27 protein-coding genes are annotated in these 24870 nt (G+C 50.9%); 12 read left to right on the forward strand and 15 right to left on the reverse strand.

The window, feature by feature from the left end; all coding sequences use genetic code 11:
* Window positions 1-85: 85 nt before the first annotated feature.
* The 4 genes from ACYVI1_RS13175 to ACYVI1_RS13190 are packed head-to-tail and all read right to left on the reverse strand — an operon-like array spanning window position 86 to window position 4020.
* Window positions 86-1978 carry a TlpA family protein disulfide reductase gene (locus ACYVI1_RS13175; RefSeq protein ID WP_460910789.1) on the reverse strand — a complete coding sequence of 631 codons (1893 nt, stop codon included), beginning with the start codon at window positions 1976-1978 and terminating at the stop codon, window positions 86-88.
* Between the two features lie 6 nt (window positions 1979-1984).
* Window positions 1985-2290: a type II toxin-antitoxin system RelE/ParE family toxin gene (locus tag ACYVI1_RS13180; protein ID WP_460910792.1), complete on the reverse strand. Its 306-nt coding sequence runs from the start codon at window positions 2288-2290 to the stop codon at window positions 1985-1987.
* On the reverse strand, window positions 2275-2517 hold the full coding sequence (locus tag ACYVI1_RS13185; RefSeq protein ID WP_460910795.1) for a hypothetical protein: 243 nt from the start codon (window positions 2515-2517) through the stop codon (window positions 2275-2277). The genes ACYVI1_RS13180 and ACYVI1_RS13185 overlap by 16 nt, the downstream gene beginning before the upstream one ends.
* 39 nt (window positions 2518-2556) lie before the next feature.
* On the reverse strand, window positions 2557-4020 hold the full coding sequence (locus ACYVI1_RS13190) for a sodium:solute symporter (RefSeq protein ID WP_460910798.1): 1464 nt from the start codon (window positions 4018-4020) through the stop codon (window positions 2557-2559).
* A gap of 114 nt (window positions 4021-4134) precedes the next feature.
* Between ACYVI1_RS13190 and ACYVI1_RS13195 the strand changes: the two genes are divergently transcribed.
* The 4 genes from ACYVI1_RS13195 (at window position 4135) to ACYVI1_RS13210 (ending at window position 6931) form a co-directional block, all read left to right on the forward strand.
* Window positions 4135-4425 (forward strand): ATP-dependent Clp protease adaptor ClpS, encoded by a 291-nt coding sequence (locus ACYVI1_RS13195; protein ID WP_460910801.1) that lies wholly within the window; start codon window positions 4135-4137, stop codon window positions 4423-4425.
* Between the two features lie 77 nt (window positions 4426-4502).
* On the forward strand, window positions 4503-5114 hold the full coding sequence (recR, locus tag ACYVI1_RS13200; RefSeq protein ID WP_460910804.1) for a recombination mediator RecR: 612 nt from the start codon (window positions 4503-4505) through the stop codon (window positions 5112-5114).
* 292 nt (window positions 5115-5406) lie between these two features.
* Complete coding sequence (locus ACYVI1_RS13205; protein WP_460910807.1) at window positions 5407-5991, forward strand: Crp/Fnr family transcriptional regulator; 585 nt, start codon at window positions 5407-5409, stop codon at window positions 5989-5991.
* A gap of 103 nt (window positions 5992-6094) precedes the next feature.
* Window positions 6095-6931 carry a DUF2306 domain-containing protein gene (locus tag ACYVI1_RS13210; protein WP_460910810.1) on the forward strand — a complete coding sequence of 279 codons (837 nt, stop codon included), beginning with the start codon at window positions 6095-6097 and terminating at the stop codon, window positions 6929-6931.
* Window positions 6932-7114: 183 nt separating this feature from the next.
* On the opposite strand, the gene ACYVI1_RS13215 is transcribed toward ACYVI1_RS13210, so the two are convergent.
* The gene (locus ACYVI1_RS13215) at window positions 7115-8299 is read right to left on the reverse strand and encodes an aspartate aminotransferase family protein (protein WP_460910813.1); all 1185 of its coding nucleotides are present in this window, start codon (window positions 8297-8299) and stop codon (window positions 7115-7117) included.
* Window positions 8300-8345: 46 nt separating this feature from the next.
* On the opposite strand from ACYVI1_RS13215, the gene ACYVI1_RS13220 reads away from it, so the two are divergent.
* The 6 genes from ACYVI1_RS13220 to ACYVI1_RS13245 all read left to right on the forward strand — a co-directional run bounded on the left by ACYVI1_RS13220 (window position 8346) and on the right by ACYVI1_RS13245 (window position 13483).
* The gene (locus tag ACYVI1_RS13220; protein ID WP_460910816.1) at window positions 8346-9503 is read left to right on the forward strand and encodes a hypothetical protein; all 1158 of its coding nucleotides are present in this window, start codon (window positions 8346-8348) and stop codon (window positions 9501-9503) included.
* 12 nt (window positions 9504-9515) lie between these two features.
* On the forward strand, window positions 9516-10424 hold the full coding sequence (locus ACYVI1_RS13225) for a hypothetical protein (RefSeq protein WP_460910819.1): 909 nt from the start codon (window positions 9516-9518) through the stop codon (window positions 10422-10424).
* Window positions 10425-10503: 79 nt separating this feature from the next.
* Window positions 10504-10629: a hypothetical protein gene (locus ACYVI1_RS13230; RefSeq protein WP_460910823.1), complete on the forward strand. Its 126-nt coding sequence runs from the start codon at window positions 10504-10506 to the stop codon at window positions 10627-10629.
* Window positions 10626-12314 carry a sodium:solute symporter family protein gene (locus ACYVI1_RS13235; protein ID WP_460910826.1) on the forward strand — a complete coding sequence of 563 codons (1689 nt, stop codon included), beginning with the start codon at window positions 10626-10628 and terminating at the stop codon, window positions 12312-12314. Before ACYVI1_RS13230 ends, ACYVI1_RS13235 begins: the two co-directional genes overlap by 4 nt.
* 56 nt (window positions 12315-12370) lie before the next feature.
* Window positions 12371-12934, forward strand: a complete 564-nt coding sequence (locus ACYVI1_RS13240; RefSeq protein ID WP_460910830.1) for a Crp/Fnr family transcriptional regulator — start codon at window positions 12371-12373, stop codon at window positions 12932-12934.
* Window positions 12935-13006: 72 nt separating this feature from the next.
* Entirely contained in the window at window positions 13007-13483 is a 477-nt protein-coding gene (locus ACYVI1_RS13245; RefSeq protein WP_460910833.1) for an SRPBCC family protein, read from the forward strand.
* A gap of 696 nt (window positions 13484-14179) precedes the next feature.
* Here ACYVI1_RS13245 and ACYVI1_RS13250 read toward each other — a convergent pair.
* Window positions 14180-15082: a DUF2911 domain-containing protein gene (locus ACYVI1_RS13250; protein WP_460910836.1), complete on the reverse strand. Its 903-nt coding sequence runs from the start codon at window positions 15080-15082 to the stop codon at window positions 14180-14182.
* 62 nt (window positions 15083-15144) lie between these two features.
* Here ACYVI1_RS13250 and ACYVI1_RS13255 point away from each other — a divergent pair, with 62 nt between their 5' ends.
* Complete coding sequence (locus tag ACYVI1_RS13255) at window positions 15145-15723, forward strand: NUDIX hydrolase (RefSeq protein ID WP_460910838.1); 579 nt, start codon at window positions 15145-15147, stop codon at window positions 15721-15723.
* Window positions 15724-15761: 38 nt separating this feature from the next.
* On the opposite strand, the gene ACYVI1_RS13260 is transcribed toward ACYVI1_RS13255, so the two are convergent.
* The 8 genes from ACYVI1_RS13260 to msrA all read right to left on the reverse strand — a co-directional run bounded on the left by ACYVI1_RS13260 (window position 15762) and on the right by msrA (window position 23192).
* Window positions 15762-16256 (reverse strand): O-acetyl-ADP-ribose deacetylase, encoded by a 495-nt coding sequence (locus ACYVI1_RS13260; RefSeq protein ID WP_460910840.1) that lies wholly within the window; start codon window positions 16254-16256, stop codon window positions 15762-15764.
* Window positions 16257-16367: 111 nt separating this feature from the next.
* Entirely contained in the window at window positions 16368-18008 is a 1641-nt protein-coding gene (locus ACYVI1_RS13265; RefSeq protein ID WP_460910843.1) for a S8 family peptidase, read from the reverse strand.
* The gene (locus tag ACYVI1_RS13270; RefSeq protein WP_460910846.1) at window positions 17995-18729 is read right to left on the reverse strand and encodes a hypothetical protein; all 735 of its coding nucleotides are present in this window, start codon (window positions 18727-18729) and stop codon (window positions 17995-17997) included. Before ACYVI1_RS13270 ends, ACYVI1_RS13265 begins: the two co-directional genes overlap by 14 nt.
* A gap of 60 nt (window positions 18730-18789) precedes the next feature.
* The gene (locus ACYVI1_RS13275; RefSeq protein ID WP_460910849.1) at window positions 18790-19293 is read right to left on the reverse strand and encodes a hypothetical protein; all 504 of its coding nucleotides are present in this window, start codon (window positions 19291-19293) and stop codon (window positions 18790-18792) included.
* 73 nt (window positions 19294-19366) lie between these two features.
* A complete protein-coding gene (locus ACYVI1_RS13280; protein WP_460910852.1) occupies window positions 19367-20413 on the reverse strand; it encodes a hypothetical protein in 1047 nt (348 codons plus the stop codon).
* A gap of 92 nt (window positions 20414-20505) precedes the next feature.
* Entirely contained in the window at window positions 20506-21516 is a 1011-nt protein-coding gene (locus ACYVI1_RS13285; protein WP_460910855.1) for a hypothetical protein, read from the reverse strand.
* 75 nt (window positions 21517-21591) lie between these two features.
* Entirely contained in the window at window positions 21592-22305 is a 714-nt protein-coding gene (locus ACYVI1_RS13290; protein ID WP_460910858.1) for a hypothetical protein, read from the reverse strand.
* 221 nt (window positions 22306-22526) lie between these two features.
* Window positions 22527-23192 carry a peptide-methionine (S)-S-oxide reductase MsrA gene (msrA, locus tag ACYVI1_RS13295; RefSeq protein ID WP_460910861.1) on the reverse strand — a complete coding sequence of 222 codons (666 nt, stop codon included), beginning with the start codon at window positions 23190-23192 and terminating at the stop codon, window positions 22527-22529.
* Between the two features lie 110 nt (window positions 23193-23302).
* On the opposite strand from msrA, the gene ACYVI1_RS13300 reads away from it, so the two are divergent.
* A complete protein-coding gene (locus ACYVI1_RS13300) occupies window positions 23303-23899 on the forward strand; it encodes a MiaE family protein (protein WP_460910864.1) in 597 nt (198 codons plus the stop codon).
* Here ACYVI1_RS13300 and ACYVI1_RS13305 read toward each other — a convergent pair.
* The gene (locus tag ACYVI1_RS13305) at window positions 23896-24561 is read right to left on the reverse strand and encodes a hypothetical protein (RefSeq protein ID WP_460910867.1); all 666 of its coding nucleotides are present in this window, start codon (window positions 24559-24561) and stop codon (window positions 23896-23898) included. The two genes, ACYVI1_RS13300 and ACYVI1_RS13305, sit on opposite strands and share 4 nt — an antisense overlap.
* Between the last annotated feature and the right edge of the window lie 309 nt (window positions 24562-24870).

Below are 24870 nucleotides of genomic sequence, written 5' to 3' on the forward strand. Positions count from 1 at the left end.
ATTTAAGGAATCTGAAAAATCCTGTAATCCTGTCAAAAAAATTTGTTTACATCTATAATGTGCTAATTCGCGCAAAGAGGTTGAATTACTTGCCTTCTTTCAGCATTTCGACCACCAGCGTCAACTCGTTCACGGTTGTTTCGGGGTCGCCGGAGTAGCCAACGTGCCGGTAGCGAACCCGACCGTTCGGGCCAATCACCACTTTTGTGGGAATGCCCAGGACCTTGTAGGCGTTGGCAACTTTCTGCTGGCTGTCGAGGGGCACGACAAAGTTATACGGGTGTTTGTCCATGAACGAATGCACCCGCTGCAAGGGGCCGCCCTCGCGGGTGTTGACGAACAAAAACCGCACATTCGGGTCGTTTTGGAAGTGAGTTTGCGCCTGTTGCATCGCCGGAAACGAAGCTACACACGGCCCGCACCAAGTTGCCCAGAAATCCAGCACAATCACTTTGCCTTTAAAAGCCGACGACGAGATAGTGCGCCCCAGCAGGTCCGTGAGGGCAAAGGCCGGGGCCGGTTCGTTGATGAGCTTTTGCTGAAGCTCGTCGCGCTGGTCGGCCTTTATATCCGCTTCGAGTTCGGCTAAATAGGCATCCGCTTTCGCCGGAGTATTGCCGGGTTGTTTGGCATACCAGTCGCGCAGGGCAGTTTTTAAATTGGTCGTGGCTTTTTCGACCTGAATTGCTGACTCCGTATAGGCGCGGGCATCGGCGGCATGATTGGTGCGAAGCGCACACAGGAAATAGCGTTCGTTGGTGCGCGGGTCGCTGTTCTCAACGTCGTTGGACACAATCACTTCCTGATAGGCCGTGTAGGCGTCGGCAAACTTGTTCTGCTGTTCCAGTGTATGGGCGTAGGTATTCATCAACTGCCGCTGCCGGACTGGTTTTTCAGCGTCCCAGTTGCCCGGTGCGTTTCGGGGTTTGGGAGCGGCTTTCAGCACCGTCATGGCCCGTTTAATCAACTGCTCGGCTTCGGGTAATGACCGCCGTTCGTCGGCTAACTGAAATGCCATCGTGTTGAGCATCAGCACGTCGATGAACGACGCCGGTTGTTGCTCAACAAACGCCACTAAGCCCCGGATGTCGTTGTTCTTAAAGTATCCGTCGGTCAGTAGAACGGTAAGAGCCGGTAAATGCGTTGAGGTTGGGAACTCGGTCAGAAATGACTGGAAAGCGACTTTTTTACGCGGCCAGTCGGGTTCGTTCCGAATGGCCATTGCCCGGTCTTTCTGCACCAGCGAACCGGCGGGTTCCAGTGTTTTCTGGCGTTCGCGCAGGGCCGTCGCTTTAGGAAAGTCGCCCATGTTTTCGTACAACTGAATAGCAGCAGCCAGTTCGGCAGTCGAAGGCGCGGGGCGGGAAGCCAGATACGATTCGATGCCTGCTTTTACGTTCGGTCCGTAACCGGGTTTTTTCTGTTTAATCTGTGCGGCCAGTAAATCGGACCAGTAAAGCGGGCGCAAATCCGGGTTTTGCAGCAGTTCGTGCTGGTAGAGCGTGACGACCCAGTTGGGGTCGAAGCGGGCGCCGGTTTCGTTCAGAAAATGGCTGCGCGTAAAGACCGAGGCCTGCCCACCCGTCGCATGGGGAACAATTCGACCATTGGCATCGCAGACCGGAATAACATAACACTGCCCTTTGTTCAGGTCGGTGCGCTGTGGCTGTTTACTATTCCGAAAAAACAGCATCGTGCCGGTCACGTCTTTTTTGGGAATATAGACCTCTCCGATGTAGTCGTTGCCCTGTCGCACCAGCGTCAGGGTTGCCGGGCGACTGAGCTGCTGCATGGTGGCTGGCGCTCCAAAGCGCACGGATCGGCCCTCAAGGGTAGTGTCTTTGGCCAACGGCGTTGTTTGGGGCGTGTAGGTAAACGACACGGTTTGTCCAACCTGCGGTCGTTCCGGCGAAAAGCAGAACTGAGCCGTGGCGGGGAAGGCGAATAGCAGGAAGGGCAAGAAAAGGAGCGTTTTCACAACAGGCTAATTATATGGGTTTTCAGTTGGGTTCGCTCTTGTGTCAAATATACTTAGCAGGAAAACAACGCTGCTATTCGGGGCGTACTGATAGTATAGAGCGTTATAATTCGAGAGTAGTATTCGGCGAACCGTTGGATACAGAGCCGATGCAATACCCATTTCTGGCATAGATTCCAGTAACTCAATTTTCCTGTACGCAGTTTCTTTAAAGTTATCGGCTATATCGTCGGACCAGTTAGTTTTAAGATGAGTGAGGATAGCTTTAAAATCCTCTTTTGCCTGACGGCTCCAGATTATTTCAACAGCCATTCGTCAATCTCTTGTTTTACTTGCTGATGAGAAATTACCTCGCTGTTCCGAACCTGCTCCAATGCCATCTCTAACTGTTGCTGTTGTCTGATTGTCAGCTCCTCGGTAATCTCCTGAGGGACTGTGTTAGCATCAGCCAGGGCATCATATAAATTTTTGAGCCGATCAGCATCGGTAATGTGGTCGATAAGCGAGTGAAATCGTTCCCGGATTTGTGTCGTTGACATAACTTGTTCGGTTTTTACAAATATACTGGTTTGTATACGCTACGCCATTGCCGGTTCTGCTTTCGTTACCGGTCTCGATACCGCCCACAAGCCCAAAAACGTGAATAACCCGTTGAGGAGCAGCCGCTCAAAACCAAACTGGTATCCGCCAAACCAGGCGGCTGAATTCTCGTTGACAATGTAGGTCAGCACGGGTGAAGCAAGGCAGATAAACGGCACGAAGCGATCCATCACCGGGCGTTTGTTGAACATGCCAAAGGCATACAGTCCCAGCAGGGGGCCATATGTGTAGCCCGCAATGTCGAATACCGCCGTGATCACTTCTTTACTGTTTACCTGCCGAAAAATCAGAATGACGACGTAGAACAGCAGCGAAAAGCCAATATGGACAATGTGCTTGATCCGCGACCGCTCGGCTTCGGGCCGTTTTTCGACGTTCATAAAATCCACACAGAACGACGTTGTCAGGGCGGTCAGGGCGGAGTCGGCGCTGGCGTAGGTCGCGGCTGTGATGCCCAGCAGAAACGTAATGCCCACCAGTAGCCCGAGGTGATTCAGGGCCAGCAGGGGGTACAAATCGTCGGTGCGGGCCGGTATGGCGATGCCTTCCCGCTGGGCGTAAACGTAGAGCAACACACCGAGCGAAAGAAACAGGAAGTTCACGAAAACAAGCGTGAGCGTGAACCAGAACATATTTTTCTGCGCTTCGCCAATGTTTTTGCAGGTCAGATTTTTCTGCATCAAATCCTGGTCTAATCCGGTCATCACGATGGCGATAAACGCCCCCGAAATAAACTGCTTGAAAAAGTTCTTCGGGTCGTTGCCATCCCAGAAAAACACCTGCGACATCGAGCTGTCGTTCACCGTTTGCACTAATCCACTGAATGACAGCCCCAATTTCTGGGAGATGAGCACAATCGTAAGCACAACAGCGGTGATCAAAAAGATGGTCTGGAGCGAATCGGTCAGGATAATGGTTTTAACACCCCCCTTGAAGGTGTACAGCCAGATGAGGCCAATGGTAATCAGCACTGATACCTCAAACGGAACGCCCAGCCCATTGAACAGGGCCAGTTGCAGCACACCGGCAGCCACATAAAGCCGGACGGCTGAGCCAACGGTTCGGGCCAGCAGAAAGAAACCTGCTCCCGTTTTGTAGGACCAGAAACCGAAGCGTTTTTCGAGGTAGCCATAAATCGAAATCAGGTTCAGCCGATAGTAAAGCGGCATGAGCACCGAGCCGATAACGAAGTAGCCGACAATGTAGCCCAGCACGACCTGAAAGTAGGAAAAGCCGATTTTGCCCACCGCACCCGGCACCGAAATAAACGTGACCCCCGACAACGACGTGCCAATCATGCCAAAGGCCACTAACCACCAGGGCGATTGCCGGTTGGCCGTGAAAAACGTGGTGGTGTCGGCGCCCCGGGCTGTGTAGAACGAAACGGTGATCAGCATCCCGAAATAGACAATTAGAATCACTAACGCGAGGGTGGTGTTCATGCAGGGTAAGGCAACTTTTCAGGCCGAAATGGGGTTCTACTAAAGCGGGATAATGCTATTTCAAAAGTGGTCATTTTACCGTAAATTTGCTAAGTAAATACGCTTTTCACTCCCATGCAACCTTTTGAAGAAAACGATTGGTCAACTAATGTCGATGTGCTCGACGAGACCGTTGAAACCGACGTTCATAACCTTGTGGTATTCAACGACGACGTGAACACGTTCGAGCACGTCATCGACACCCTGATCGATGTTTGTCAGCATACGCCCGAACAGGCTGAACAATGTACGCTGCTGATCCACTACAAAGGCAAATGCTCCGTCAAAAATGGGTCATGGGAGGAACTGGTGCCCATGCGTAACGAAATCTGCCGACGCGGCATCTCAGCGGAAGTCCTTAATTAAATGAATAATGAATAATGTATGATGAGATCAGCCGTTCTGCATTATTCATTGTACATTATGCATTAAACAACTAACTCTTGGAATATCCCTCCAAACTTATAGAAGACGCGGTGAACGAGGTGTCGAAACTGCCCGGAATCGGTAAGAAAACCGCCCTCCGGCTGGTCCTTCACCTGCTTAAACGCGACGAAGAACAAACCGAAACGCTGGCCCAGAGTCTTACGGCTATGCGGACCAGGGTGAAGTATTGCCAGAAATGCCACAATCTTTCTGACCATGATTTGTGTACGATCTGCGCCAGTCACAAGCGCGATCAGTCGCTGATTTGCGTGGTTGAGGATACGCGCGACGTGCTGGCTATTGAAAACACAGCGCAATACAAAGGGCTGTATCATGTGCTGGGGGGCATTATCTCGCCGGTTGAGGGCATTGGGCCGAGCGATTTGCAGATCGACTCGCTCATGACCCGGCTGCGCGGAGCTGAAGGCGAACAGGTGCGTGAGATTATTCTGGCCATTAGCCCCACGATGGAAGGCGACACCACGGCGTTTTATCTGCAAAAGAAACTCAGGCCGTTCAGCCTTAAAATCTCGACCATTGCGCGGGGCGTTCCCATTGGGGGCGACCTCGAATATGCCGACGAAATTACGCTTGGCCGAAGCATCCTGAGCCGCATTGCGTATGAGTAGATAATTGAGAAGAACGAAGTTATTTGACCCCGTTGGGACGGTCCGTCCCAACGGGGTCAAATAATATACTGTGGACTAAATTTGGGTAGCTGATAGTCGGCAATAAACCTACCTCTTATGCCAAACCAAACCCCTGACAAACCGGGCAGTTTATTGAAAACCGTGCTTATTGGCTTATTCATTATTTTTGGAATAGCCCTGCTCGTTGGCACCCTGTCGGTGTTGTTTCCGTAGTAATAACTGAAGATTTTAAAGGCCATAATGTTGTAGTCCTTAGTAAATAGCCGTCTACATGGAGCATTACTACATGAGATTGTTCAGTTATGTCGCAGAGATTTTAATCTTACCCGAAGCCGACAAGACATCAATTCGACACGTATTCAAGCCGGTTTTTGTGCCAAAAGACACGATTATCGAACCTGCCGGACAAATCCCCCGATACCATAACTTTATTGTTTCGGGGTACATGAGAAACTTTCACTTAGATAAAGACAATACTGAAATCACGACCGACCTCAACGATGGTTCCCGGTTTTTTACCTCTTATTTCCATTTTATGAATCGCACGGTTTCCAACGAAAACCTGCACTGTATTACGGATTGCGAACTGCTTAGAATCAGCCGGGATGACGTAGAGGAAGGGGCTAAGCGCAGTCTTACGCAGAAAGATTACACGATTCAGATTCTGCAAAAACACCTTGAAGAAGACAAAAGACGGATCAACGACCTTACCAATCTGACGGCCGAAGATCGTTACCGAAAATTCCTCAGGGAGAAACCAACCATCATCAGGCACGTGCCGTTGCGTTACGTGGCATCTTACCTGGGTATCACGCAAAGACACCTGAGCCGACTCAGGAGAGAGCCTGCCCCATAACGTCCACACTGAAATAGAACCGCTCATCCGTATTGGACATTTGTCTAATCAGCGGAGAAAGGGTCCGTCTTAAGTTTGAGCAGAACTTAACGCCCTTTCTACCATGACGACAACGGCAAATGTCCTCCTTTCCGGGAAAGTAAATACTCCCTATGCAACAAGAATCCTGACGTTTGCAGCAACCGCATGGCTGGTAGTGGCAACAGTGGGTCAATGGGTATTTGGCGCCTATATCCTCTTGTTCTACGGTAAAGCCACTGTTACGGGTGATTTTGACCGATGGAACAGTGTTTTGCCACATGGCTACGTCGAAGGCGACTGGAAAGGAAATCTCGTTGTGGGCATTCACGTACTGTTGGCAGCTATACTGGTTATTGGTGGCCCCCTGCAACTAATTCCACAGGTACGCAGACTCTTCCCTGGTTTTCATCACTGGCTCGGCAGAACATACGTCACCACGGCTATTATTGTTAGTACGGCTGGACTGATCATGGTCTGGACACGCGGTACCGTAGGCGATGCCACGCAGCACATAAGCATCAGTATCCAGGCTATTTACATCATTTCGTTTGCCTTGCTCGCCATTCGATACGCCAAAGCCCGTCAATTTGCCCAACATAGGGCCTGGGCACTGCGGCTGTTCATGGTGGTCAATGGCGTTTGGTTTTTCAGAGTGGGGCTAATGTTCTGGTTACTGGTCAACGGTGGCCCCGTCGGTTTTAATCCCAAAACATTCACGGGCCCTTTTCTCACGGCTCTTTCTGTATTCACCTATGCAATTCCGCTTTCGCTGATTGTGCTGGAGATGTATTTGTATGCTCAGCAAAAACAGAATAAAGCGTTCAGCCTCTTCATATCGGCTCTCATTTTCCTGTCCACCGTCATTATGGGCATTGGGATTGCAGGGGCTACGATGGGTATGTGGCTACCTAAACTGTAACTACTTTTGCAAAGAACGTACAACTCAAGTAGATTCGACTGGCATAGTCTTGTCTGGGGTGCTCGTAAGTCATCATACCCAAAGCAAGTTAACTTATAGCTGTCAGCCCCCTGCTGGTTGGAATCCTGTCGGTGCTGTTTCCGTGAGCCGGGCGGGGTGCAGAGTTAAGAGATATGGCATACCTTATATCGCGGCCAGAATCACCGCACAGGCTTCCCGAATCTGATCGTCGGTAATAATTAAGGGTGGCGCAATCCGCATGGAGTTGTTGCAGAACAGGAACCAGTCCGTAATGACACCCTTTTCAATGGCCCGGTCGATGATGGGTTTCAGCACCTCAAACGAGGCAAATTCAACGGCCAGCATCAATCCTTTACCGCGCACTTCCCGAATGGCCGGATGTTGTAGCAACTGCCTGAACAACTGACCTTTTGCTTCGGCCTGCTTCTGTAATTTTTCGGTCTGAATAACCTGCAGCGTCGCCAGCGAAGCCGCGCATGATACCGGGTGACCGCCGAAGGTCGTGATATGGCCCAGAATTGGGTTGTGTCGGAACACGCTCATCACCTCCGCCGAACTGATAAACGCCCCGATGGGCATACCGCCCCCCATGCCTTTGGCGCACAGCAGCACGTCGGGTATCGTGCCAAAATCCTCGAAGGCCCAGAACGTGCCCGTTCGGCCAAAACCCGTCTGGATTTCGTCGAAAATCAGCAACGCACCCATGTCGGTGCAGCGTTGACGAACGGCCTGCAAATACCCCGCATCGGGTACGCGAACGCCTGCTTCGCCCGCAATGACCTCCATTACCACGGCGGCTGTCCGATGGCTAATCTGGTCAATATCAGCCTGATTTCCGTGCCGGATGTGCCGAATATCGGGTAGGAGAGGGCGGTAGTTTCGCTTGAAATTCTCGTCGCCGGATAGCGACAGAGCGCCCTGCGTGGAGCCGTGGTAGGCGTTAAAACAACTGACGATTTCGGTACGACCCGTGTAGCGTTTAGCTAACTTCATCGCTCCCTCCACCGCTTCGGTGCCGGAGTTGGTAAAATAAACGGTATCTAAACCAGCGGGTAAGGTTTTGACCAGCGCATGGGCTAACTCAGTCTGGGGCGTTTGCACGTATTCGCCATACACCATCAGGTGCAGGTATTTATCTAATTGATTCTGAATAGCGTCGAGCACGCGCGGGTGCCGGTGCCCAACGTTGCTCACCCCAATGCCCGAAATCAGGTCAATGTAGCGCGTATTCTCGTCGCGCCCGAAAAGATAAATGCCTTCGGCCCGTTCAATTTCCAACCCTAACGGGAAATCGGAGGTCTGGGCTATATGCTCAAAAAATAATTGCCGGTTTGTTACCGTTGGCATGATGTAGGTATCAATAGTACTTCTGTACATTCTAACACCCTCAACCATGAAAACAGTTCTTCTTTTCCTGCTGCTTAGCCCGGCTATTTTATGGGCGCAATCGATTAAAATCACGCCCGAAGATGCCCAACGCAGGCAATCGTATCTGCTCATGCGCGACGGGTCCGTAGTGCAGGGGCGTATTCTTGGGCAGGATAGTTTGATGATTACGGTCAGAAAACGGGGCGGTGATTTGTCGTTTATTGAAACGGATCAGATTGTCAGCATCTCACCGATTCGCCCCGATGTAGCCGTTAACACCGCTGAGGGTGGACCGGAAACTCCCGGCACCGTTTTTGTTCTGAAAGATGGTTCGCGGGTAGAGGGCAACTACATCCGGCGCGACAGTACCATGATAACCGTTCGGAAACGCAACGGGCAACTAACGTATTTTGAGCCGGAGCTACTCGTTAGGGTCGATACCGTGCAGACTCAGACAGACATGACTCAGGCCGACGCTTTAGCCGCCCACACGATTCCCAATCGGTTTTCGCCCTGGCTTCTGACGGGCCAAACGGCCTACAACCCCGAAAAAGGTCGATTTTACTACCGAAATATATTTTTGCTGGTGAATGAACTTCAGTATGGGCTTGCACGTAACCTGAGTGTGGGTGTACAGGTCAATCCATTTTTCGGAACGATCCGGCCCGACAATAATGCCCGGCAAACGGTATTTGGGGCAACGGTACGCTTTTCCGGTAAACTGACTTTCCCCATTGGCGAACAGTTTCGGATTGGGGTTAATGTTAGTTATCAGCCTAAACAAAAAGGCTATTTTTCTGCCCTTCCCCAGCAACTTGTGTTGCAGCAACTGATGTCGTTTGGCAACAGTCAGCGAAATGCCACCCTGGGCTATGGCCTGCGAATTTACCCGGACTTCGCGTCAACGAATAGGCTGCCGTTTATTTCGGCGGGGGTGATGCACAAAATTTCACGTAATCTGACGTTTCTGAGCGATAATACCTTCTACCTGAATCCATCATTGAGTGGCAACAGTGCTGAATTGTCCGTTGCGCTGCGATTCGACCGCCAGCGCCATGCCTTCGATTTGGGTGCACTGGCATTAGTACAGCCCTATTATGTATACTACACCCCCCGCCAGGCTGACACCCGTGCTTATTTCTCCCCTTATATTGGGTATAATTTGCTCATTGGCGGCAACTAACGTCCATCCACCATGAAACACATTTCCTTACTTTTATTCCTCCTGCTGCCGTTGCTGACCGCAGCCCAGGATGACTATTATCAACCCGGCAGGCAACCCACGCCGACAAAGCGCCTGTACCGGATCGTGCTGAAAGATGGCACGCAGCTTCGGGGCGAGTTGGTGCGGCAGGATAGTTCGGAGGCTATTATCCGAACCGGTAACTTAGGTGAAGTTCGGTTGACGTCGGAGCAGATTGTCCGAATGGAACAGGTGGGCGCTCAGGCCGAGGGTGATGGTTTTCCGAACCTGTTTCCGCAAACGATGCGGGTTTCTCCAACCGCATTCTCCGCCGAAAAAGGCAGGTTCTATTATCGCAATTATGGTGTGTATTTCAGCCAGTTTGAGTACGGTATCAACGATAACTGGAGTGTGGGTACTACGTTCTTTTCATTTTTGCCAACTGCCCTGTTCAGTCTGAATACGAAAGTATCACTTCCGGTGGGTAACCGCGTTCGGCTGGGTATCAACGCGCAATATGCCGCTATTCAGTCCGATGGACTCCTTTTTAACAGGGGTGGCGGTTCACATGAGGGCATTGGCTACGTGCAGGGTATGATCACCACCGGCGACCGGAGCAACAATACAACCTTTGGGTTAGGGGCAAGCGTTTCCAACGGCGAACTGTCGAGTAATGTCGTTGGCACCTTTGGGCTGGTGCGGAAACTAAATCCTAAACTAACCTTCATCAGCGAGAACATTATCCTGTTTGGGCAGGGGTCGGTTGGGTTTGCCGGGCTATTATCCGGCGGTGTCCGCTTCGACCGCCGGCGGCACGCATTCGATCTGGCGGCTTATTTGCCTTTACTCATCGGCCCTACCATCAGAACCGTCCTGACGTTCGTTCCCTTTGGCAGCTATCACCTCCGTATTGGGAAATAAACCGTTCGTGTGATAATCGGATACTATACGCCAATTTCCGCTAATTTCGCCGGTAGATGTCAGCCAGCCACCATCATTCATGCCCGAAAACCCCTCCGATCTACCACCCTTTGTCCGTTCATGGAATCAACTCTATGCCATCGTGATGGGTAGTTTAGTTGCCGAAATCGGCCTGTTCTACGCATTAATGCGCTGGCTATCATGAGCATACTGGACTGGAGTGTATTAACGCTGACTTTGCTGGGCATCATTGTGTATGGGGTGGTGCGGAGTCGGGGTAACCGCAGCATGGACGATTACCTGCTGGCGGGGCAGTCGCTGCCCTGGTATCACGTTGGGTTGTCCGTTATGGCGACGCAGGCGAGTGCCATCACGTTTTTGTCAGCGCCGGGGCAAGGCTTTGCCGACGGAATGCGGTTTGTGCAGTTCTACTTCGGGCTGCCGCTGGCGATGGTCGTTTTATCGGTAACCTTCGTGCCAATTTTTCATAAGCTGAAAGTATATACGGCCTACGAATTCCTCGAAAACCGGTTCGACATTCGTGTCCGCACCCTCACTGCCGGGCTTTTTCTGCTTCAGCGCGGCCTGTCGACGGGTTTGTCAATCTATGCACCGGCCATTATCCTGTCCACGATTCTGGGCTGGAATATTTACTGGACCAACCTGCTCATGGGCGGTATTGTCCTGATTTACACCGTCACGGGCGGCACCAAAGCCATCTCGTACACGCACCTGCAACAAATGGCTGTTGTCACGTTTGCGATGGCCCTGGCGGGCTACCTGACCGTTAAGATGCTGCCCGAAGGCGTTGGTTTCGTCGATGCGCTGCACGTAGCGGGCAAGGCCGGACGCATGAACCTGATCGACCTTAAGTTCGACCCCGACAGCCGGTATAATATCTGGTCGGGGCTGATTGGCGGGTTTTTTCTGCAACTGTCCTATTTCGGCACCGACCAGTCGCAGGTCGGGCGGTATCTAACGGGGCAGTCTGTGGGGCAGAGTCGGCTGGGGTTGCTGATGAACGGACTACTGAAAGTGCCGATGCAGTTTCTGATTCTGTTAGTGGGCGTGCTGGTCTTTGTCTTTTACCAGTACAATCCCTCACCCACCTTTTTCAACAAGCAGGAAACCGACCGCTTAAAAACCAGCCAGTATGCCGGAGCCTATCAGGTTGCCGAAATCAAACACCAGAATCTGAATGCCCAGCGGCAGCGGGCTGTGGCCGATATGCAGGTGGCGCTGCAAACCGATGATGAAGCCGGACAGGATGCTGCGGGCACCCTTCTGCGCCAAACCGACGAAGCCCTGAAAGCCGTAAAAACCGACGTTACCAAACTTATCGAAAAAAACAATCCAGCCGCCGACACCAATGATGTGAACTACGTTTTTCTGCGGTTTGTGCTCGACTACCTGCCGCACGGCCTGATTGGACTGCTGATTGCGGTCATTTTCAGTGCCTCGATGGGGTCCATTGCCTCGGCCTATAGTTCGCTGGCCTCCACCACTGTTGTCGATGTGTATAAACGGTTGATAAAGGCTGACTCCAGCGATACCCATTACCTGCAGGTGTCGCGGTGGGCAACGGTCGGGTGGGGAATATTCTGCATTGTTGTGGCCCAGTTTGCTAACCAGTTGGGGAGCATGATTGAGGCCGTCAACATTCTGGGGTCACTGTTTTACGGAGTCATTCTGGGCGTTTTTGTGGTGGCGTTTTACGTCAAATCCATCGGTGGCCGGGCCACATTCTGGGGCGCCATTGTTTCCGAAGTATTGGTTGTCCTGAGCTGGTATCTGAATCTGACGGCGTTTTTGTGGTTGAACATGATCGGCTGCCTGCTGGTGGTGGGCATTGCCTGGGTGTTGCAACGAACATTGTTTCGATTGACATAACAGGAGATTATGCAACGAGAGGAGACATCAGTTAACGCTAAAGTTGAAATTGTTCAATGCATCCACTCCGACAATTTATTGCCAATTATGTTCCGTGTAACGACTTAGACTGGGCTCAGATCGAGCCATGTTTAAAGAAGCAGGTTGTACCTAAAGATACACTCATCTTAACGGAAGGGCAAGTTTGCCGACATCTGTATTTCTTGGAAAGTGGCTTGTTACGTTTCTTTGTTCTGAGAAGTGGCAACGAGATTACTAAATACTTCACGGATGCGCCTTATGTCTTTACTTCACAGAAAAGTTTCACCGCCCAGCAATTCGCTCAGGAAAGTATCAACACCTTGGAGGACTGCATCTTGTGGCGTATGACCTATGATGACGCATACCGGTTGCTGGAAATTAACTCCTGGAACACATTTATCCGGAAGCTACTGCAGGAAGTGCAGAATTATACAGAAGAGATTTTAGAAGCCCTGCAGACCCAAACCGCCGAGACCCGTTACCAAACCATGTTGGTTAATCAAGCCTCACTAATACAGCGGGTGTCGCTCAAGTATATTGCCTCATATCTTGGCATTGCCCCACAATCCTTGAGTAGAATCCGAAAAAATATCCGCTGACTGTATCAAAGTTAACATAGGTGCAGTAATGATACCTGTTGGCAATTGAAATTTGCAGGAAATCTCAAAATCATGCAAATCTCTCTGCTTGGACTAGCGGTGTTGTTGTCTGCACAAACAGTAGCTCAACAATCAAACACGCACTTTAGCTACACCGTTAAAACCTCTGCCGCTCCAGAGATCATCTGGCGCATTTGGACAGACGTGCCAGCATGGAAAGATTGGGACGAGGGACTGAAAACGGCTGAACTTAATGGTTCCTTTACTGCTCTCACCACGGGTACGCTAATTCCTGACAGAGGTCCTAAATCTAAATTCGTTCTGGTTGAGGTTATACCCAATCAGACCTATACCTTCAAAACTAAGCTACCACTTGGCGCTTTGTATGTTAAACGCTATTTAACTACTCAAAGTGGAGAAACAACCTTTACCCATGAGGTTTGGTTTGCAGGGGTGACGAAAGGAATTTTTGGCCGCGCTTTGGGTCGCAACTACCGAAAAATATTGCCGGGCGTGATGGAGAAAATTAAAGCTATTGCGGAGCATTAAATAAATGGACTATGTATAATCTGGTGTTAATAAACGTAATTTATGCAGCCAACATCTTGATAACAGGCTGGATCAGCGTTACCAGTCTGTTCATACCCCGTATAGCACAGACCACTGTTTTCGGTAACAGTATAGCCTATTCAGAAGCTATTCGGCTGGTGGGCGCATTATGGGGTGCTATCTTTGTATTATCTGTATTTGGGTTGTTTTTCCCCCAGCAGATGATCTTGGTTTTATTGTTTCAATTTATCTACAAGTTGACTTGGGTATTATTTGTAGCTCTGCCCTCACAAATGAACAACCAACCTTATCCCAGGGGTATGGCTATGTTCTTCATAGTTTGGTTGATAATCTTGCCATTTAGTATTCCGTGGGGTATATTATTCGCTCGGTAAATAGCATTTACAAGGGTAAATTAACCGGCAGGGTCTTTTAGAATATAAGCGAATCCTTTTATTAGATAGACGAAACTAAGGAAGCGTTGGGTCTAATAGTATAGCCGCCTTTTTGGTTATTTTTCTTAACATATTCATAGCTATCGAACCTGCCTGAGAAAACTATTAACCTGCAAACGGAGACTACTGGAGTCTCCGTTTGCAGGTTAATAGTTCAGGAAAGAAGCTATTGTTAAATTGAAAAAGTCTGTCTGCTCCCAAAATTGAACTTGGCTTTTGGTGGCACAAACAACTCACCTGCCTACGCTTTCTTTTTCCCCTTGCCAGCTTTCATAGCAGGCATGGCAGGCATTTTGGCGGTGTACTCCGTAATGCTTTTTTCGATGGCATCCTTGAAGAATGGAAATACTTGATCGTTCGACGATTGACCCACGGAGAGGGCTTTCTGCGCCAGTGGTACGGCTTCGGCAAACTTACCCATCTTGCCCAGAATCTGTGACTTTACATACAGATTACGGAAATTTTCCTGCATCGCAATTGACTTGTCAATCCAACTTAGTGACTGCTCAAGATTGCGGCCTTTCGAGACGTTGTAGCTGGCTGCGGCCTGCAGGACGGCGGCATCTTCGGGCTTCTCTGCTACAGCTTTGTCAACGTTCGCGGCCGCGTTCGCATTGACATCGACTTTCAGGTCGGCATCGGCCTTCCCGTTGCCCCATCTGAAGTTCATTTTAGCCGTGCTGTCGGTCAGGTCACTGAAGCCAATGGTAAACGTTTCGACTTTTTCGCTGTTCTCAGCGGGAGTGAGGCTCACGCGCAGGGCATCTTCTTCCTGTTTGTAGGTTGCTTCGGTACTGGTCTTGTTTTTGCTGAAAATCACCATGAAATCCCCCTCGTTCGGAATGGATAACATCGCATAGCTACCGGCGGGCAGCGTTTTACCGTTCACCATCAGGTCGGTGGAGGTGGTAAACATCGTGGGCGAATTGGCCCCCGTCCGCCATACTTTGCCAGCGGGAACAAAGCTGCCCGAAAAAGGCTCACGGCCTTTCAGGCTTGGCCGCGAATAGGTTACTGTTAAATCGGTTGTGCCAATCGTCTGCATGACGGTGGCAGCGGGGCTGGGCGATGGCAACTTGATCTGTGCCGCAGCTAATTGAGCAACTAAGCAAATGGTAGCCGCCGTTAGTGATATTTTACGCATGGTAGTCTATAGAGTATTGAAAAATCGGTACAAATTGCGTCTTTTTATGCACAAAGCCAACTATGTATCGCCAACCGCTGCTCCAGCTTTTATGTGATCATACGCCAGCCGACCCAACCGAAGCGGCTATGACCCTGAATATCATCACGTTTGTGGAACAACACCCTACTTGTTTTGAACGGTCGCTACGCATTGGCACCTCCATGCCGGGCACCTCCACCGCCCCGGCGTACCGGCCGGGCCATATTACCGGCTCCGCCTGGATCGTTAGCCCCGACCGACAGCAAACGTTGTTGATTCATCACCGCAAACTCGACCGTTGGCTGCAACCGGGCGGCCATGCCGACGGCGACCCGGACGTAGCCGCCGTTGCCCTCCGCGAAGCGCAGGAAGAAACGGTACTACTGTCGTTAAGACTGATTTCATCGACTATTTTCGACGTGGACATTCACCGGATTCCGGCCCGGAACGACGTGCCCGAACACCTTCACTATGACATCCGATTTCTGCTCGAAGCAGACCCTTTAGAACCGGTTGGCAGTTCTGATGAAGTTAGGGATATTCGGTGGTTTTCAATAAAAAGGTTGCCTGATGCTGTACATTCAGAATCAATTATCCGGATGGTGCGAAAAATTAGCTAAAACTAAGAATGCAGGAGCTTTTTTAGTGGCTTATTAAGCTAAACTACCTCTGCATAAATCTGGTAATTCTCAGTATTGAAGCAGACGAAAAGTACTTCTTCGATGGAAGTTGACTCGTTAAGAAACTGCCTGACCGCAGCGAGGGCGACACTAGCCGCTTTGTCTTTTGGGTAGCCGTAAATGCCCGTGCTGATGTTCGGAAAGGCAAGGCTCGTCAGTTTGTTTTCTGCAGCAATTTCCAGCGAACGGCGGTAACAACTCGCCAGCAGATTGGGCTCGTCCTGAGAACCTCCCCGCCAAACCGGGCCAACGGTATGAATAACATACAGGGCAGGCAATCGATACCCTTTTGTCAGTTTGGCATCGCCGGTTTTGCAGCCGTGTAACATACGACACTCGACTATGAGGTCTGGTCCAGCCGCCCGATGAATAGCGCCATCGACGCCCCCGCCACCCAGCAGGCTGCTGTTGGCCGCGTTAACAATTGCATCGACAGCTTGTTTGGTAATATCACCCTGAATAACCCGAATCATGGTAGTTGATAAGGTTTCAAGTTTCAGGTTTCAGGTTTCGGATTGGCTGACGCGAACAGATTGCTTTCGCGTCAGCCAACCTGAAACCTGAAACCTTGAACCATAAACCACTTACTGTTTCACTACTTTCAGCGTTCGTTTTTTATCGCCCGCAACGAGCGTGACAAAATAAACGCCCGCCGAAAGATTTAGGTTTGGCAAAACAAAAGCGGCCAGCCCAGACGAGGTGTATTGATTCTGCCAGATGATGCGCCCGGCTGCGTTGGTGAGCGAAATATCCATCGGGACATTGGCCTGGATTTCACCCCACTGCACCCCCAGCAAGGCGGCATCGCTGAATGGATTCGGGTACACCAGCAGTTGCCCGAATGAGTCGGCAATAATCGACGCCCGCTCGAAATTCGGAATGCCATACCCCAACTGATCGTCGGGGCTACCATACTGACTGCCCGACCGGCGCAGGGCTTCGGTTACCTGAGCCGCTGTCAGCAGGGGGTGGGCCTGCCAGTAACCGGCGGCTAAACCCGCTACCAGCGGTGTTGCAAATGAAGTGCCATTGCCCGATACGATCTGCCCGCCGGGACTGCCTACAATGGTTCCCTGGCCACGGGCTGCCAAATCGGGCTTCACACGCTTGTCGGCAGCGGGGCCGAACGAACTGAACGAAGCCCGCTGACCTGTCTGCGTAACGGCGCCAATAGCCAGCACGGAGGCCGCATCGGACGGGGCCGAAAGATACCGCCAGCTATTGTTGCCTTCATTACCAGCCGCTACCACGACGACCATGCCCGTTTCGGTGGCAATCTGAGCCGCACGGGTCGAGAGGGCCGTTTTGCCATCCAGGTTCTGGTAGGTGTAGCTCGTGGCGGCATCGTCGAACTGCGTATAACCCAGCGACGAACTGATAACATCTACCCCTGCGCTATCGGCATATTCAGCGCCGAAAAGCCAGTTCGCTTCTTCGACCTTCTTTTCGCCGACGGCATCTTCGGTGCGGAGCAGAATGAAGGATGCCTTGAATGCCGTTCCATAAAGCTGATTACCAGCCGTAGCGGCAATGGCCGACAGGCACGACAGCCCGTGTGAGTCGTCTTCATAAACGCTCGTTTCCTTCCTGACAAAGTCGTAGGTTGCCAGCACACGCTTTTCGTCGAAGAGGGGTTTCAGAAAACCAACTTTGTCGGCATTCAGAAAGCCCGCGTCCAGCACACCAATTAATATTCCCTCGCCACGGTAACCCTGCTGGTGCATTTTGTCGGCCCCCAATTGGGTAATCTGGGTTTGCGATGTTCCATAGTTCAGGGGTTCATTGTCGAGTTGGCCAATTGCATCAAACTTGTTGGCCGACGTGGCTGAATAGTGGGCGCTTAGACGCGCATTAGCCAGCGAACGCCCAAACTCCAGCCCCTTCACGAAAGGCAGTGCCTGCACGGTTGCTATCGTTGCATCGGTCGCTTCAAGCAGCACTGCATTCAACCAGCGCGACGAAAACCAGATGTTGGCCCCCGTTTGCCGGAGTTGCGTCACGTAGGCCGGATTAACGGGCAGGTCGCGCTCCAGAACAGCGATATTCTGCTTCTGTCGGCGCAAAATCGACCGTTGCGACAGGAACTGGTCGGGGCGGCTGACGCTGTAGGGCGTATTGGCTTTATCGCGGAGTAAAACCAAATATTTGCGGGTAGTTTGACCGAAGCTATTGCCCTGAATAAGCAGCAGAATGAGCCACAGCCACAGCCGTTTATTCCGTGCCATAACTTCGGATGCGGTAGATTTGCCGGCTGCCATACTCAATCTGGTAACGGCCCACGCAGGCCGGTGAACTTGTACAATACTGCACATGCGTTACTTCTTTATAGATCAGCCCAACCTGACGGGCATATACGGATAAACGTTTATTCTCTGAAACAAGTGTCGAATCGGTTTGTCCCGTAACGGTCAGGGTAGTAGCGAACTGTTTATCCTGTACGCGATAAGGCAGGCCAACGTTGCGTATCGTATAGGCCTCTGGTTCCAATGCGTTGTAGCGGTTGCCGTTCCAGGTTAACGCTTCACTGACCGGAACGACTAAGGTAACAAAATCGCTGCTGTTTTCAGTGCGAATGGCTTCCTGATTGAGGATACGGACCGACCAGGCCGAATCGGCCTGCCAGGGTTGGTTATCGGTAGGGCGCCGGTAACGGAACAACCGGTACGCCATCTGTCCCGTCACATCGACATAGGTTTTGCCAATGACTTCTTTGACTTGATAATTGTGTTGATCAGGTGGGCTATTCGGGTGGAATTGTTGCTCCTGCACATCGTAAATAACGTACCGACCCGTTTCGAGCGGAACGTATTCGTAGTCTGCTGGAAGCGGTTCATATACAGGCGACTGGCAGTCGGATAGCAGAATGGAGCCGATCACAAGAATCAGACAGAAACGATAGGAACGGGGATGGAACGGATTAAGTGGGTTGGTACGGATTTTTTCCATTCTTTTTTTACCCGTACAGACCCACTTAATCCGTTCCATCCCCGTTCCTATCTTATTTCATTAAAAAATCCGGCTCCAGGCGAAGCGGATAAGCAGCAGCAGGCCGACAAATCCTATCACGATATAGGAGAAGGGAACGTAGGTTACGGCGTAAATTCGCAGTCGGTCAACGAACCACAGAATGCCCATTAAAGCCGCAATAAGCGTCAGAAACCCCGACAGTTTGCCAAAGCCCGGAATGTAACTGAATGGTATTTTGCGCCGGATAAGCAGCAACGTCCCCACCATGGTCAGGATGGGCCACACCTGCACAACGAGGTTTATATCCCAGATACTTTGCCGCTCAAAGAGAAACAGATAAATAGTCAGCGTGACGGCGAAAATGCCCGGAATACAGGCTAAATAAACCAGTCCGGCATATGCATACCGCCATTTCCAGATTTCCTCTGCCGTTTCGCCCGACCACAGATTTATCAAAAAAGCTCCCGTTGGCACCGCCGACAGGAGCAAAAATAACAAAGCGGGCTGACCCGAAACAGCCTCAAATACGTCACGGAGCGTCATAGGGTAGGAGCGAACTGCGGAGAGCGCGGAGCAGGGCATCTGGTCTCCGTGCCTCCGCGCCCCCTGCACCCTGCTATTTAAGCGTCAACAAATACCCAATTGTGAAATTGGCGTCCCAGTCGAACACAAACTGGTTACAGCCGGTACCATCGGCAATGGCTTTATAGATAGTCAGGCCTGCTTTCGATTTCGCGTTTTCGACTTTATAGGCCGACGGCGCATTCAGAACGGTGTAGCGTTCTTTATCTTTTCGAACCTCCTTGGCTAATTCAAAGGGCACACCGCCAATGATGAAGCAACTTTTGCGGTGGCTGGCTGGTATCTGCTTCGCTTTAGCCTGCACCTCGGTGGTAACAGTTTCGTTGCTGGTGCCGTTCTGAAAATACTTCGCGCCGTAGGTTTCCAGTGCCTTCGTGGAGCCGCCTTCTTTCCACGAAATCTTGGTGTTGCCCGAACCAATATCGGTAACGAAGGAGTTGTCGGCGTATTCGGCGGGCAACACCGACCGCAGGGCCAGTGCTCCTTCCTGCTCCGGCGTTACCGTGTTGACCACGTAGTTCAATGACTTTAAGGCGCGGGTAATCTTCTGCGTTCCTTCGGCCTTCACGGCTCCTGAGCTAACCACAAAGTGGATGTTGCGCCCTCCAACGCCAAAATCGAGCATCTTGCCAATATAACTTTTCAGGCCTGTCCGCACATCTTCGTCGGTCGCCATGTTTTCCATCACCAAGCTGTTGCCAAACTCCGCTTTTTCGAGTTTCCAGCGTTTCTGATCGTCGATGCGAACGATGAACGAGTTGAACCCGCTGGCACCCAGTTCGACCACGCCTTTAAGCTGACCATTTTGCGGTTCAGGGGCTGTGTAGCTGAAGGCCGACCGCGACGGACTGCTGGCCGCGTCATCCGACGAACCGGCCGACGAAGCACTTGACTCTTCCACGGCTGCTTCTGCCGTTTTATCATCGGCGCGGGGCATCGTTCCCGACTCCGAATATTCTTTGTCTTTGGGCTGGAGTTTACGCAGGGCATCGCTGCCGCCAAAATAGCGGAACCCTAAGAAAATAGCGGCCAGCACTAAGGCCGTGATGAGTAGCCGACCGGCTATGGTTAAACGTTGCATAGTTTTGTTAATTAGCGATTGAGTGAATGAGCGAATGAGTGAATGTTAGTGGCGTCAGCTATTCGCTAATTCGCTCATTCACTCATTCGCAATTAATCGAGCAGATTCTTATACCCCGCGTCCTTTTGCGGGTTCGGGCCGAGGTTGACGGGTTGCGCGGGGGCATCGAGTTGTACCATCTTAAATTCCCCTTTGTTGTAGGCTTCGAGCAGAGTTTGACCTTTGTCGGACAAAATCCCGTTCTGAATATCGACGCCGTTGATAAAGTCCATCGAGAGGTCCATGGCGCGTTTCATTTCGCCGAGTTTCATGCTCATATCGTCCTGAATATACTCCATCGACTGGTCGAAATAGAACTTCTTGTCGGGGTCGCCTTTGAAAATGCTTACCGCCGTTTTAAGGGCGTTTGAGCTTTCCTTAACAATCTGGTATTCAGTTTCTTTAAGCCGAACCTTAATTTCGGTTTCTTTGATAATGTAATCGGCGCTCTGGTTCACCTTTTCCATGAAAGCAAGTACCTGCTTCATATTCCGCTGGAGGGGCAGCAGCTTTTCGTTCATTTCCTGCAAACCCGCGCCTTCAATAGTAGCCAACTGCGCCGACTCGCGCATACCGGGCTTATCGCTCATTGAATTGGCTTTGTTGGCTTCGGCGAATTTCTGCTTGATGGCATCATTATTCTCACCAATTTTCTTGTTTAGTTTTACCAACTGTCCGGCCAGCGTGTTGATCTGTCCCTGCATCTCCTGCCGTTTTTTCTTCAGGTCATCGACGTAGATTTTCAGGATGGCAATCGGATTCAGTTGAATCACCGTGCCGGTAATGCTTCGCATAAACGTTTTGAACAGGAAAAACACCGCCGTGCGAACGTCTTTACTCGTAAACAGGAAAATCAGCACGCCCAGCGCACCCAGCAGCAGGCCCAGTTCGAGAATATTCGAGGTGGCCCGAATCAGAAATTCGAGAATCCGGTTGAAATACACTAAGCCCAGCCCAGCCACACCGGCCAGCACAATCATGCCCAGAATACCTTCGGGGCGGCTCCAGAACGAACGCTTTTCGGGTTCTCCACCGCCAAGTTGAGAAAAATCAGGTGTTGCCATTTGTTTAGTTTAACGTTTCAGGTTTAACGTTTCAGGGTTCAGATTAAGGTTAACCTTGACCCTGAACCCTGAAACTCATTTCAGGTATTGGGTCATTTTGGCAATATCGCCTTTAATCTGGTCAGTAAAATGGGTGAAGGTTGACTCATAACTCTGACGATTCTGCGTGATTTTCGTCGTTTGCTCCGACACTTCGCCCGTGATGGCCGTCAGTCGATTCGAGTTGGCGTCGATCTTCTTTTGAATCTCAATCAGTTGGTTGGCCAACGCTTGATTTTCGGTTTGCAGACGTTTCTGTTCGTTCTGCAAACCGCCTACCCGTTCAGTCAGGGCCGCTTCGACACTTTTGCTAAAGGCGTCGCGATCTTTGTTCAAAGCCGCAATATACCCATTTGCCGTATTCGAGAGTACCGTTGCATCCGTAACGCCACCCAACGCTTTAAAACTCGCCCAGGCCGCCTGGTACTGCTTGTCTTCGGGCAGGCCGAGGTTACTCAGGCTTCGCAGGGTTTCGCGAAACTCGAAATAATCAGGGCCGGGCGGATTGCTCTGCGCCAGCACATTGGCCAAATGTTCGGCAAACTTGGAGTCCACGGTACCCGCCGACGCCACCGGCTGCGCTGCCGAAACTGGGTTCGGGGTGGCTGGGCCAGCCGAATTTGCTGCCGGGCGGGGGGCAGAAGCAGACGCCGTTGGGGACGTTCCGGTCGAGACGGTTGCTGAGGCATCTTCTTCTTTCACGAAGAAACCCAGGATTTTGCGACCAAGCGATTTATCGGGTTCTGGCATAGTTGTCAGTCAGTTAGAGAAAAGACGGAGCAATGTTACGAGGTTCGGTCCAGAAGCGCAAAATTCGTTTAAGCCGAACGGTTGCGGGACTTGACGGAGTGCGCGTAGCAGGGCCGAATGTTTGATTGTTTCAGCCGGACCTCCGGAATGGTTCCAGGATAAATGGTTCAGGTTCAGCCAACCTGGAACCGCTTCAGCGGCCCGGCTGAAACTTGAAACAATTATTCGTCCTCCGTCAACCTGCCCGCCATCCGCTCCTTAAATTTTTCCACTTTGGGTTTTGAAACAAGGTGAATGTACATATTATAGAGGTTGGTACGATAGTAGTCCTGATGATAAGTCTCCGCCGGAAAGAATGCCCTGAACGGCACGATCTGCGTAACAACCGGCACTTCGTGTTTAGCCTGATCGCGTTTGATGGCGGCTTCGATGCGGGCTTTTTCGCCGGGCGTTCGGTAAAATGCCACCGAGCGATAATGCCTGCCAACATCGGGGCCTTGCCGGTTCAACTGCGTAGCGTCATGACCAGCAAAGAAAGCATCCAGCAGCGCATCATACGAAAGAACCGCCGGGTTATAATAAATCTGTACGGTTTCGGCATGACCCGTCTGGTCGGTGCCGACCTGCTCATAGGTTGGGTAGTCGAGGTGGCCCCCGGCATAACCCGAAACGGCCGCCCGAACGCCCTTCAGTAAGTTCATTTCCTCCTGAATGGCCCAGAAGCAACCGCCCCCAACCGTAGCCACAGCCTCACCGGGCTGGAGTTCAGGAAGTTTCGCCGGATTGATGTCGATGACCGTAGATTTCTTATCGGCTGGCTGCTGATTGCAGGTTGACAGGAGGCCAACCAGAAGTATCAGAAAAAGGGCACGTTCAACCAGGTTCATGAGAGAGCAGCTACGTATCAACAACACAAAACCTGTGTATGATGTTATGCGTCTGCAATGTACCGCTATGCATTAACTTTGTTTGACTGACCACTATTGACTGACGACTTATGCCGTTGACTACCCTCGGTCTCGAACTCCCCACCGACCCACGCTGGGTCAACATTGCCGAAATGAACATCGGTGCTATTCTGATCGACCATGCGTATTGCGAACAGAAAGCGGCCTCGTCGTGTATTTCGCTCATTGTGCAATACTCCGACAAAGAAAAATTAGTGGAAGTGCTCACGCCCATTGTAGCCGAAGAATGGGGGCATTTTCAGCGGGTGTTGACGGAACTTCGCAAACGCAACATTCCACTGGGCCGCCAACGCAAAGACGAGTACGTGAACCAGTTACGGAGCCGACTGCGCCGGTCCATCGGCGACCGGAACGAGCAACTGATGGACAACCTGCTCATCAACGCCCTGATTGAAGCCCGAAGCTGCGAACGCTTCAAACTCCTCTCCGAACGCATCACCGACGAGGGGTTACAGAAATTTTACCGAGAGTTAATGGTCTCGGAGGCAGGTCATTACCGCAGCTTCATTGACCTCGCCGAAACCTACCTGCCTGCCGCGCGCGTCTGGGAGCGGTGGAAGGAGTTTCTGGTTGTCGAAGCCGATATTATGACCAATCTGGACGTTCGGGGCGACCGGATGCACTAATTAGTAGGGAACGGTTTGGGTTCATCATCCGGCCTGGTGCTATTTTTGGAAACAGGCTTTTGAAGTTGAAAATAGAAATCATAAGCCAGGTGGAAAGTCCAGTCATATAGCCACTGGAAACGCCAGGCCGATAAACCAGCAACGCATAGCGAAAAGATAACTCTAGACCATGAGAATTCGTCCACTAAAAAGAACCTAACTATCGAGAGTGGTAAGGCATCAAGCAGGAAAACCAGCGTAAGATTTCTAAATAATTTGTATTCTGCCGCCTGTAGGTCAAGTTCAGCCAGGATATTCGGACAATGGATGCGGATATAAGAATAAACTGAATAAAAGACGTTTGTATAGCTTCGGCAAATTTTGGGTGGCAGCGTAATATCATTACAAATAGTGTTGAAATAGGCCTTCATTTCCATTGACAAAAACTTTTTGGTGAGCGCAAACCTGTTTAAGGGTACACTACAGCCAAGCAGGAAGTGACCAAGAATGTAGGAGATAATGAAATGAGCAACCAAATTGTCATAAGCAACAGGAGAACCATATACGTTGGAAAATTTTTGGAACAGACTGAGATTCATCCAATAGAAAACAGCTCCTGGAATCAGAATTCCGAGAAAACCGATTACACCGATCAGTAAGTCGCCAGGTTTTAGCTTATCCATTTAAAAGCAGAGATTAGTTGTATCAGCTAATTAAATTCTACACGGTTAAACTATTCCAGCCCTACTTGATTCGGCTGATTTTTATGCGCGAATACATTCTTCTTTCACCCCAATATAGTTACAGCCAAGTCTCGATTCGATGTTGACTATTTTCTTAAGACGTTTGCTAAACTATTGATTTTAAGGGAGATTAAATTTACTTAGCGGATCAATAAGCAATATTCCTTTCTGAGTAGCTGTAGAACAGCTGCCTGAATTGACGTTTATTTATCCATCAGGCAGGCCAATAGTGGGCGCGGGTTCTGTTAT

The sequence above is a fragment of the Spirosoma areae genome, from assembly GCF_054781775.1.

Excerpts from the sequence above, each read along its gene's own strand:
- ACYVI1_RS13180 (WP_460910792.1), bottom strand. The coding sequence starts at position 2,290 with ATGGCTGTTGAAATAATCTGGAGCCGTCAGGCAAAAGAGGATTTTAAA.
- ACYVI1_RS13185 (WP_460910795.1), bottom strand. The coding sequence starts at position 2,517 with ATGTCAACGACACAAATCCGGGAACGATTTCACTCGCTTATCGACCAC.
- ACYVI1_RS13190 (WP_460910798.1), bottom strand. The coding sequence starts at position 4,020 with ATGAACACCACCCTCGCGTTAGTGATTCTAATTGTCTATTTCGGGATG.
- ACYVI1_RS13195 (WP_460910801.1), top strand. The coding sequence starts at position 4,135 with ATGCAACCTTTTGAAGAAAACGATTGGTCAACTAATGTCGATGTGCTC.
- ACYVI1_RS13205 (WP_460910807.1), top strand. The coding sequence starts at position 5,407 with ATGGAGCATTACTACATGAGATTGTTCAGTTATGTCGCAGAGATTTTA.
- ACYVI1_RS13210 (WP_460910810.1), top strand. The coding sequence starts at position 6,095 with ATGACGACAACGGCAAATGTCCTCCTTTCCGGGAAAGTAAATACTCCC.
- ACYVI1_RS13215 (WP_460910813.1), bottom strand. The coding sequence starts at position 8,299 with ATGCCAACGGTAACAAACCGGCAATTATTTTTTGAGCATATAGCCCAG.
- ACYVI1_RS13220 (WP_460910816.1), top strand. The coding sequence starts at position 8,346 with ATGAAAACAGTTCTTCTTTTCCTGCTGCTTAGCCCGGCTATTTTATGG.
- ACYVI1_RS13225 (WP_460910819.1), top strand. The coding sequence starts at position 9,516 with ATGAAACACATTTCCTTACTTTTATTCCTCCTGCTGCCGTTGCTGACC.
- ACYVI1_RS13230 (WP_460910823.1), top strand. The coding sequence starts at position 10,504 with ATGCCCGAAAACCCCTCCGATCTACCACCCTTTGTCCGTTCATGGAAT.
- ACYVI1_RS13235 (WP_460910826.1), top strand. The coding sequence starts at position 10,626 with ATGAGCATACTGGACTGGAGTGTATTAACGCTGACTTTGCTGGGCATC.
- ACYVI1_RS13240 (WP_460910830.1), top strand. The coding sequence starts at position 12,371 with ATGCATCCACTCCGACAATTTATTGCCAATTATGTTCCGTGTAACGAC.
- ACYVI1_RS13245 (WP_460910833.1), top strand. The coding sequence starts at position 13,007 with ATGCAAATCTCTCTGCTTGGACTAGCGGTGTTGTTGTCTGCACAAACA.
- ACYVI1_RS13250 (WP_460910836.1), bottom strand. The coding sequence starts at position 15,082 with ATGCGTAAAATATCACTAACGGCGGCTACCATTTGCTTAGTTGCTCAA.
- ACYVI1_RS13255 (WP_460910838.1), top strand. The coding sequence starts at position 15,145 with ATGTATCGCCAACCGCTGCTCCAGCTTTTATGTGATCATACGCCAGCC.
- ACYVI1_RS13260 (WP_460910840.1), bottom strand. The coding sequence starts at position 16,256 with ATGATTCGGGTTATTCAGGGTGATATTACCAAACAAGCTGTCGATGCA.
- ACYVI1_RS13265 (WP_460910843.1), bottom strand. The coding sequence starts at position 18,008 with ATGGCACGGAATAAACGGCTGTGGCTGTGGCTCATTCTGCTGCTTATT.
- ACYVI1_RS13270 (WP_460910846.1), bottom strand. The coding sequence starts at position 18,729 with ATGGAAAAAATCCGTACCAACCCACTTAATCCGTTCCATCCCCGTTCC.
- ACYVI1_RS13275 (WP_460910849.1), bottom strand. The coding sequence starts at position 19,293 with ATGACGCTCCGTGACGTATTTGAGGCTGTTTCGGGTCAGCCCGCTTTG.
- ACYVI1_RS13280 (WP_460910852.1), bottom strand. The coding sequence starts at position 20,413 with ATGCAACGTTTAACCATAGCCGGTCGGCTACTCATCACGGCCTTAGTG.
- ACYVI1_RS13285 (WP_460910855.1), bottom strand. The coding sequence starts at position 21,516 with ATGGCAACACCTGATTTTTCTCAACTTGGCGGTGGAGAACCCGAAAAG.
- ACYVI1_RS13290 (WP_460910858.1), bottom strand. The coding sequence starts at position 22,305 with ATGCCAGAACCCGATAAATCGCTTGGTCGCAAAATCCTGGGTTTCTTC.
- msrA (WP_460910861.1), bottom strand. The coding sequence starts at position 23,192 with ATGAACCTGGTTGAACGTGCCCTTTTTCTGATACTTCTGGTTGGCCTC.
- ACYVI1_RS13300 (WP_460910864.1), top strand. The coding sequence starts at position 23,303 with ATGCCGTTGACTACCCTCGGTCTCGAACTCCCCACCGACCCACGCTGG.
- ACYVI1_RS13305 (WP_460910867.1), bottom strand. The coding sequence starts at position 24,561 with ATGGATAAGCTAAAACCTGGCGACTTACTGATCGGTGTAATCGGTTTT.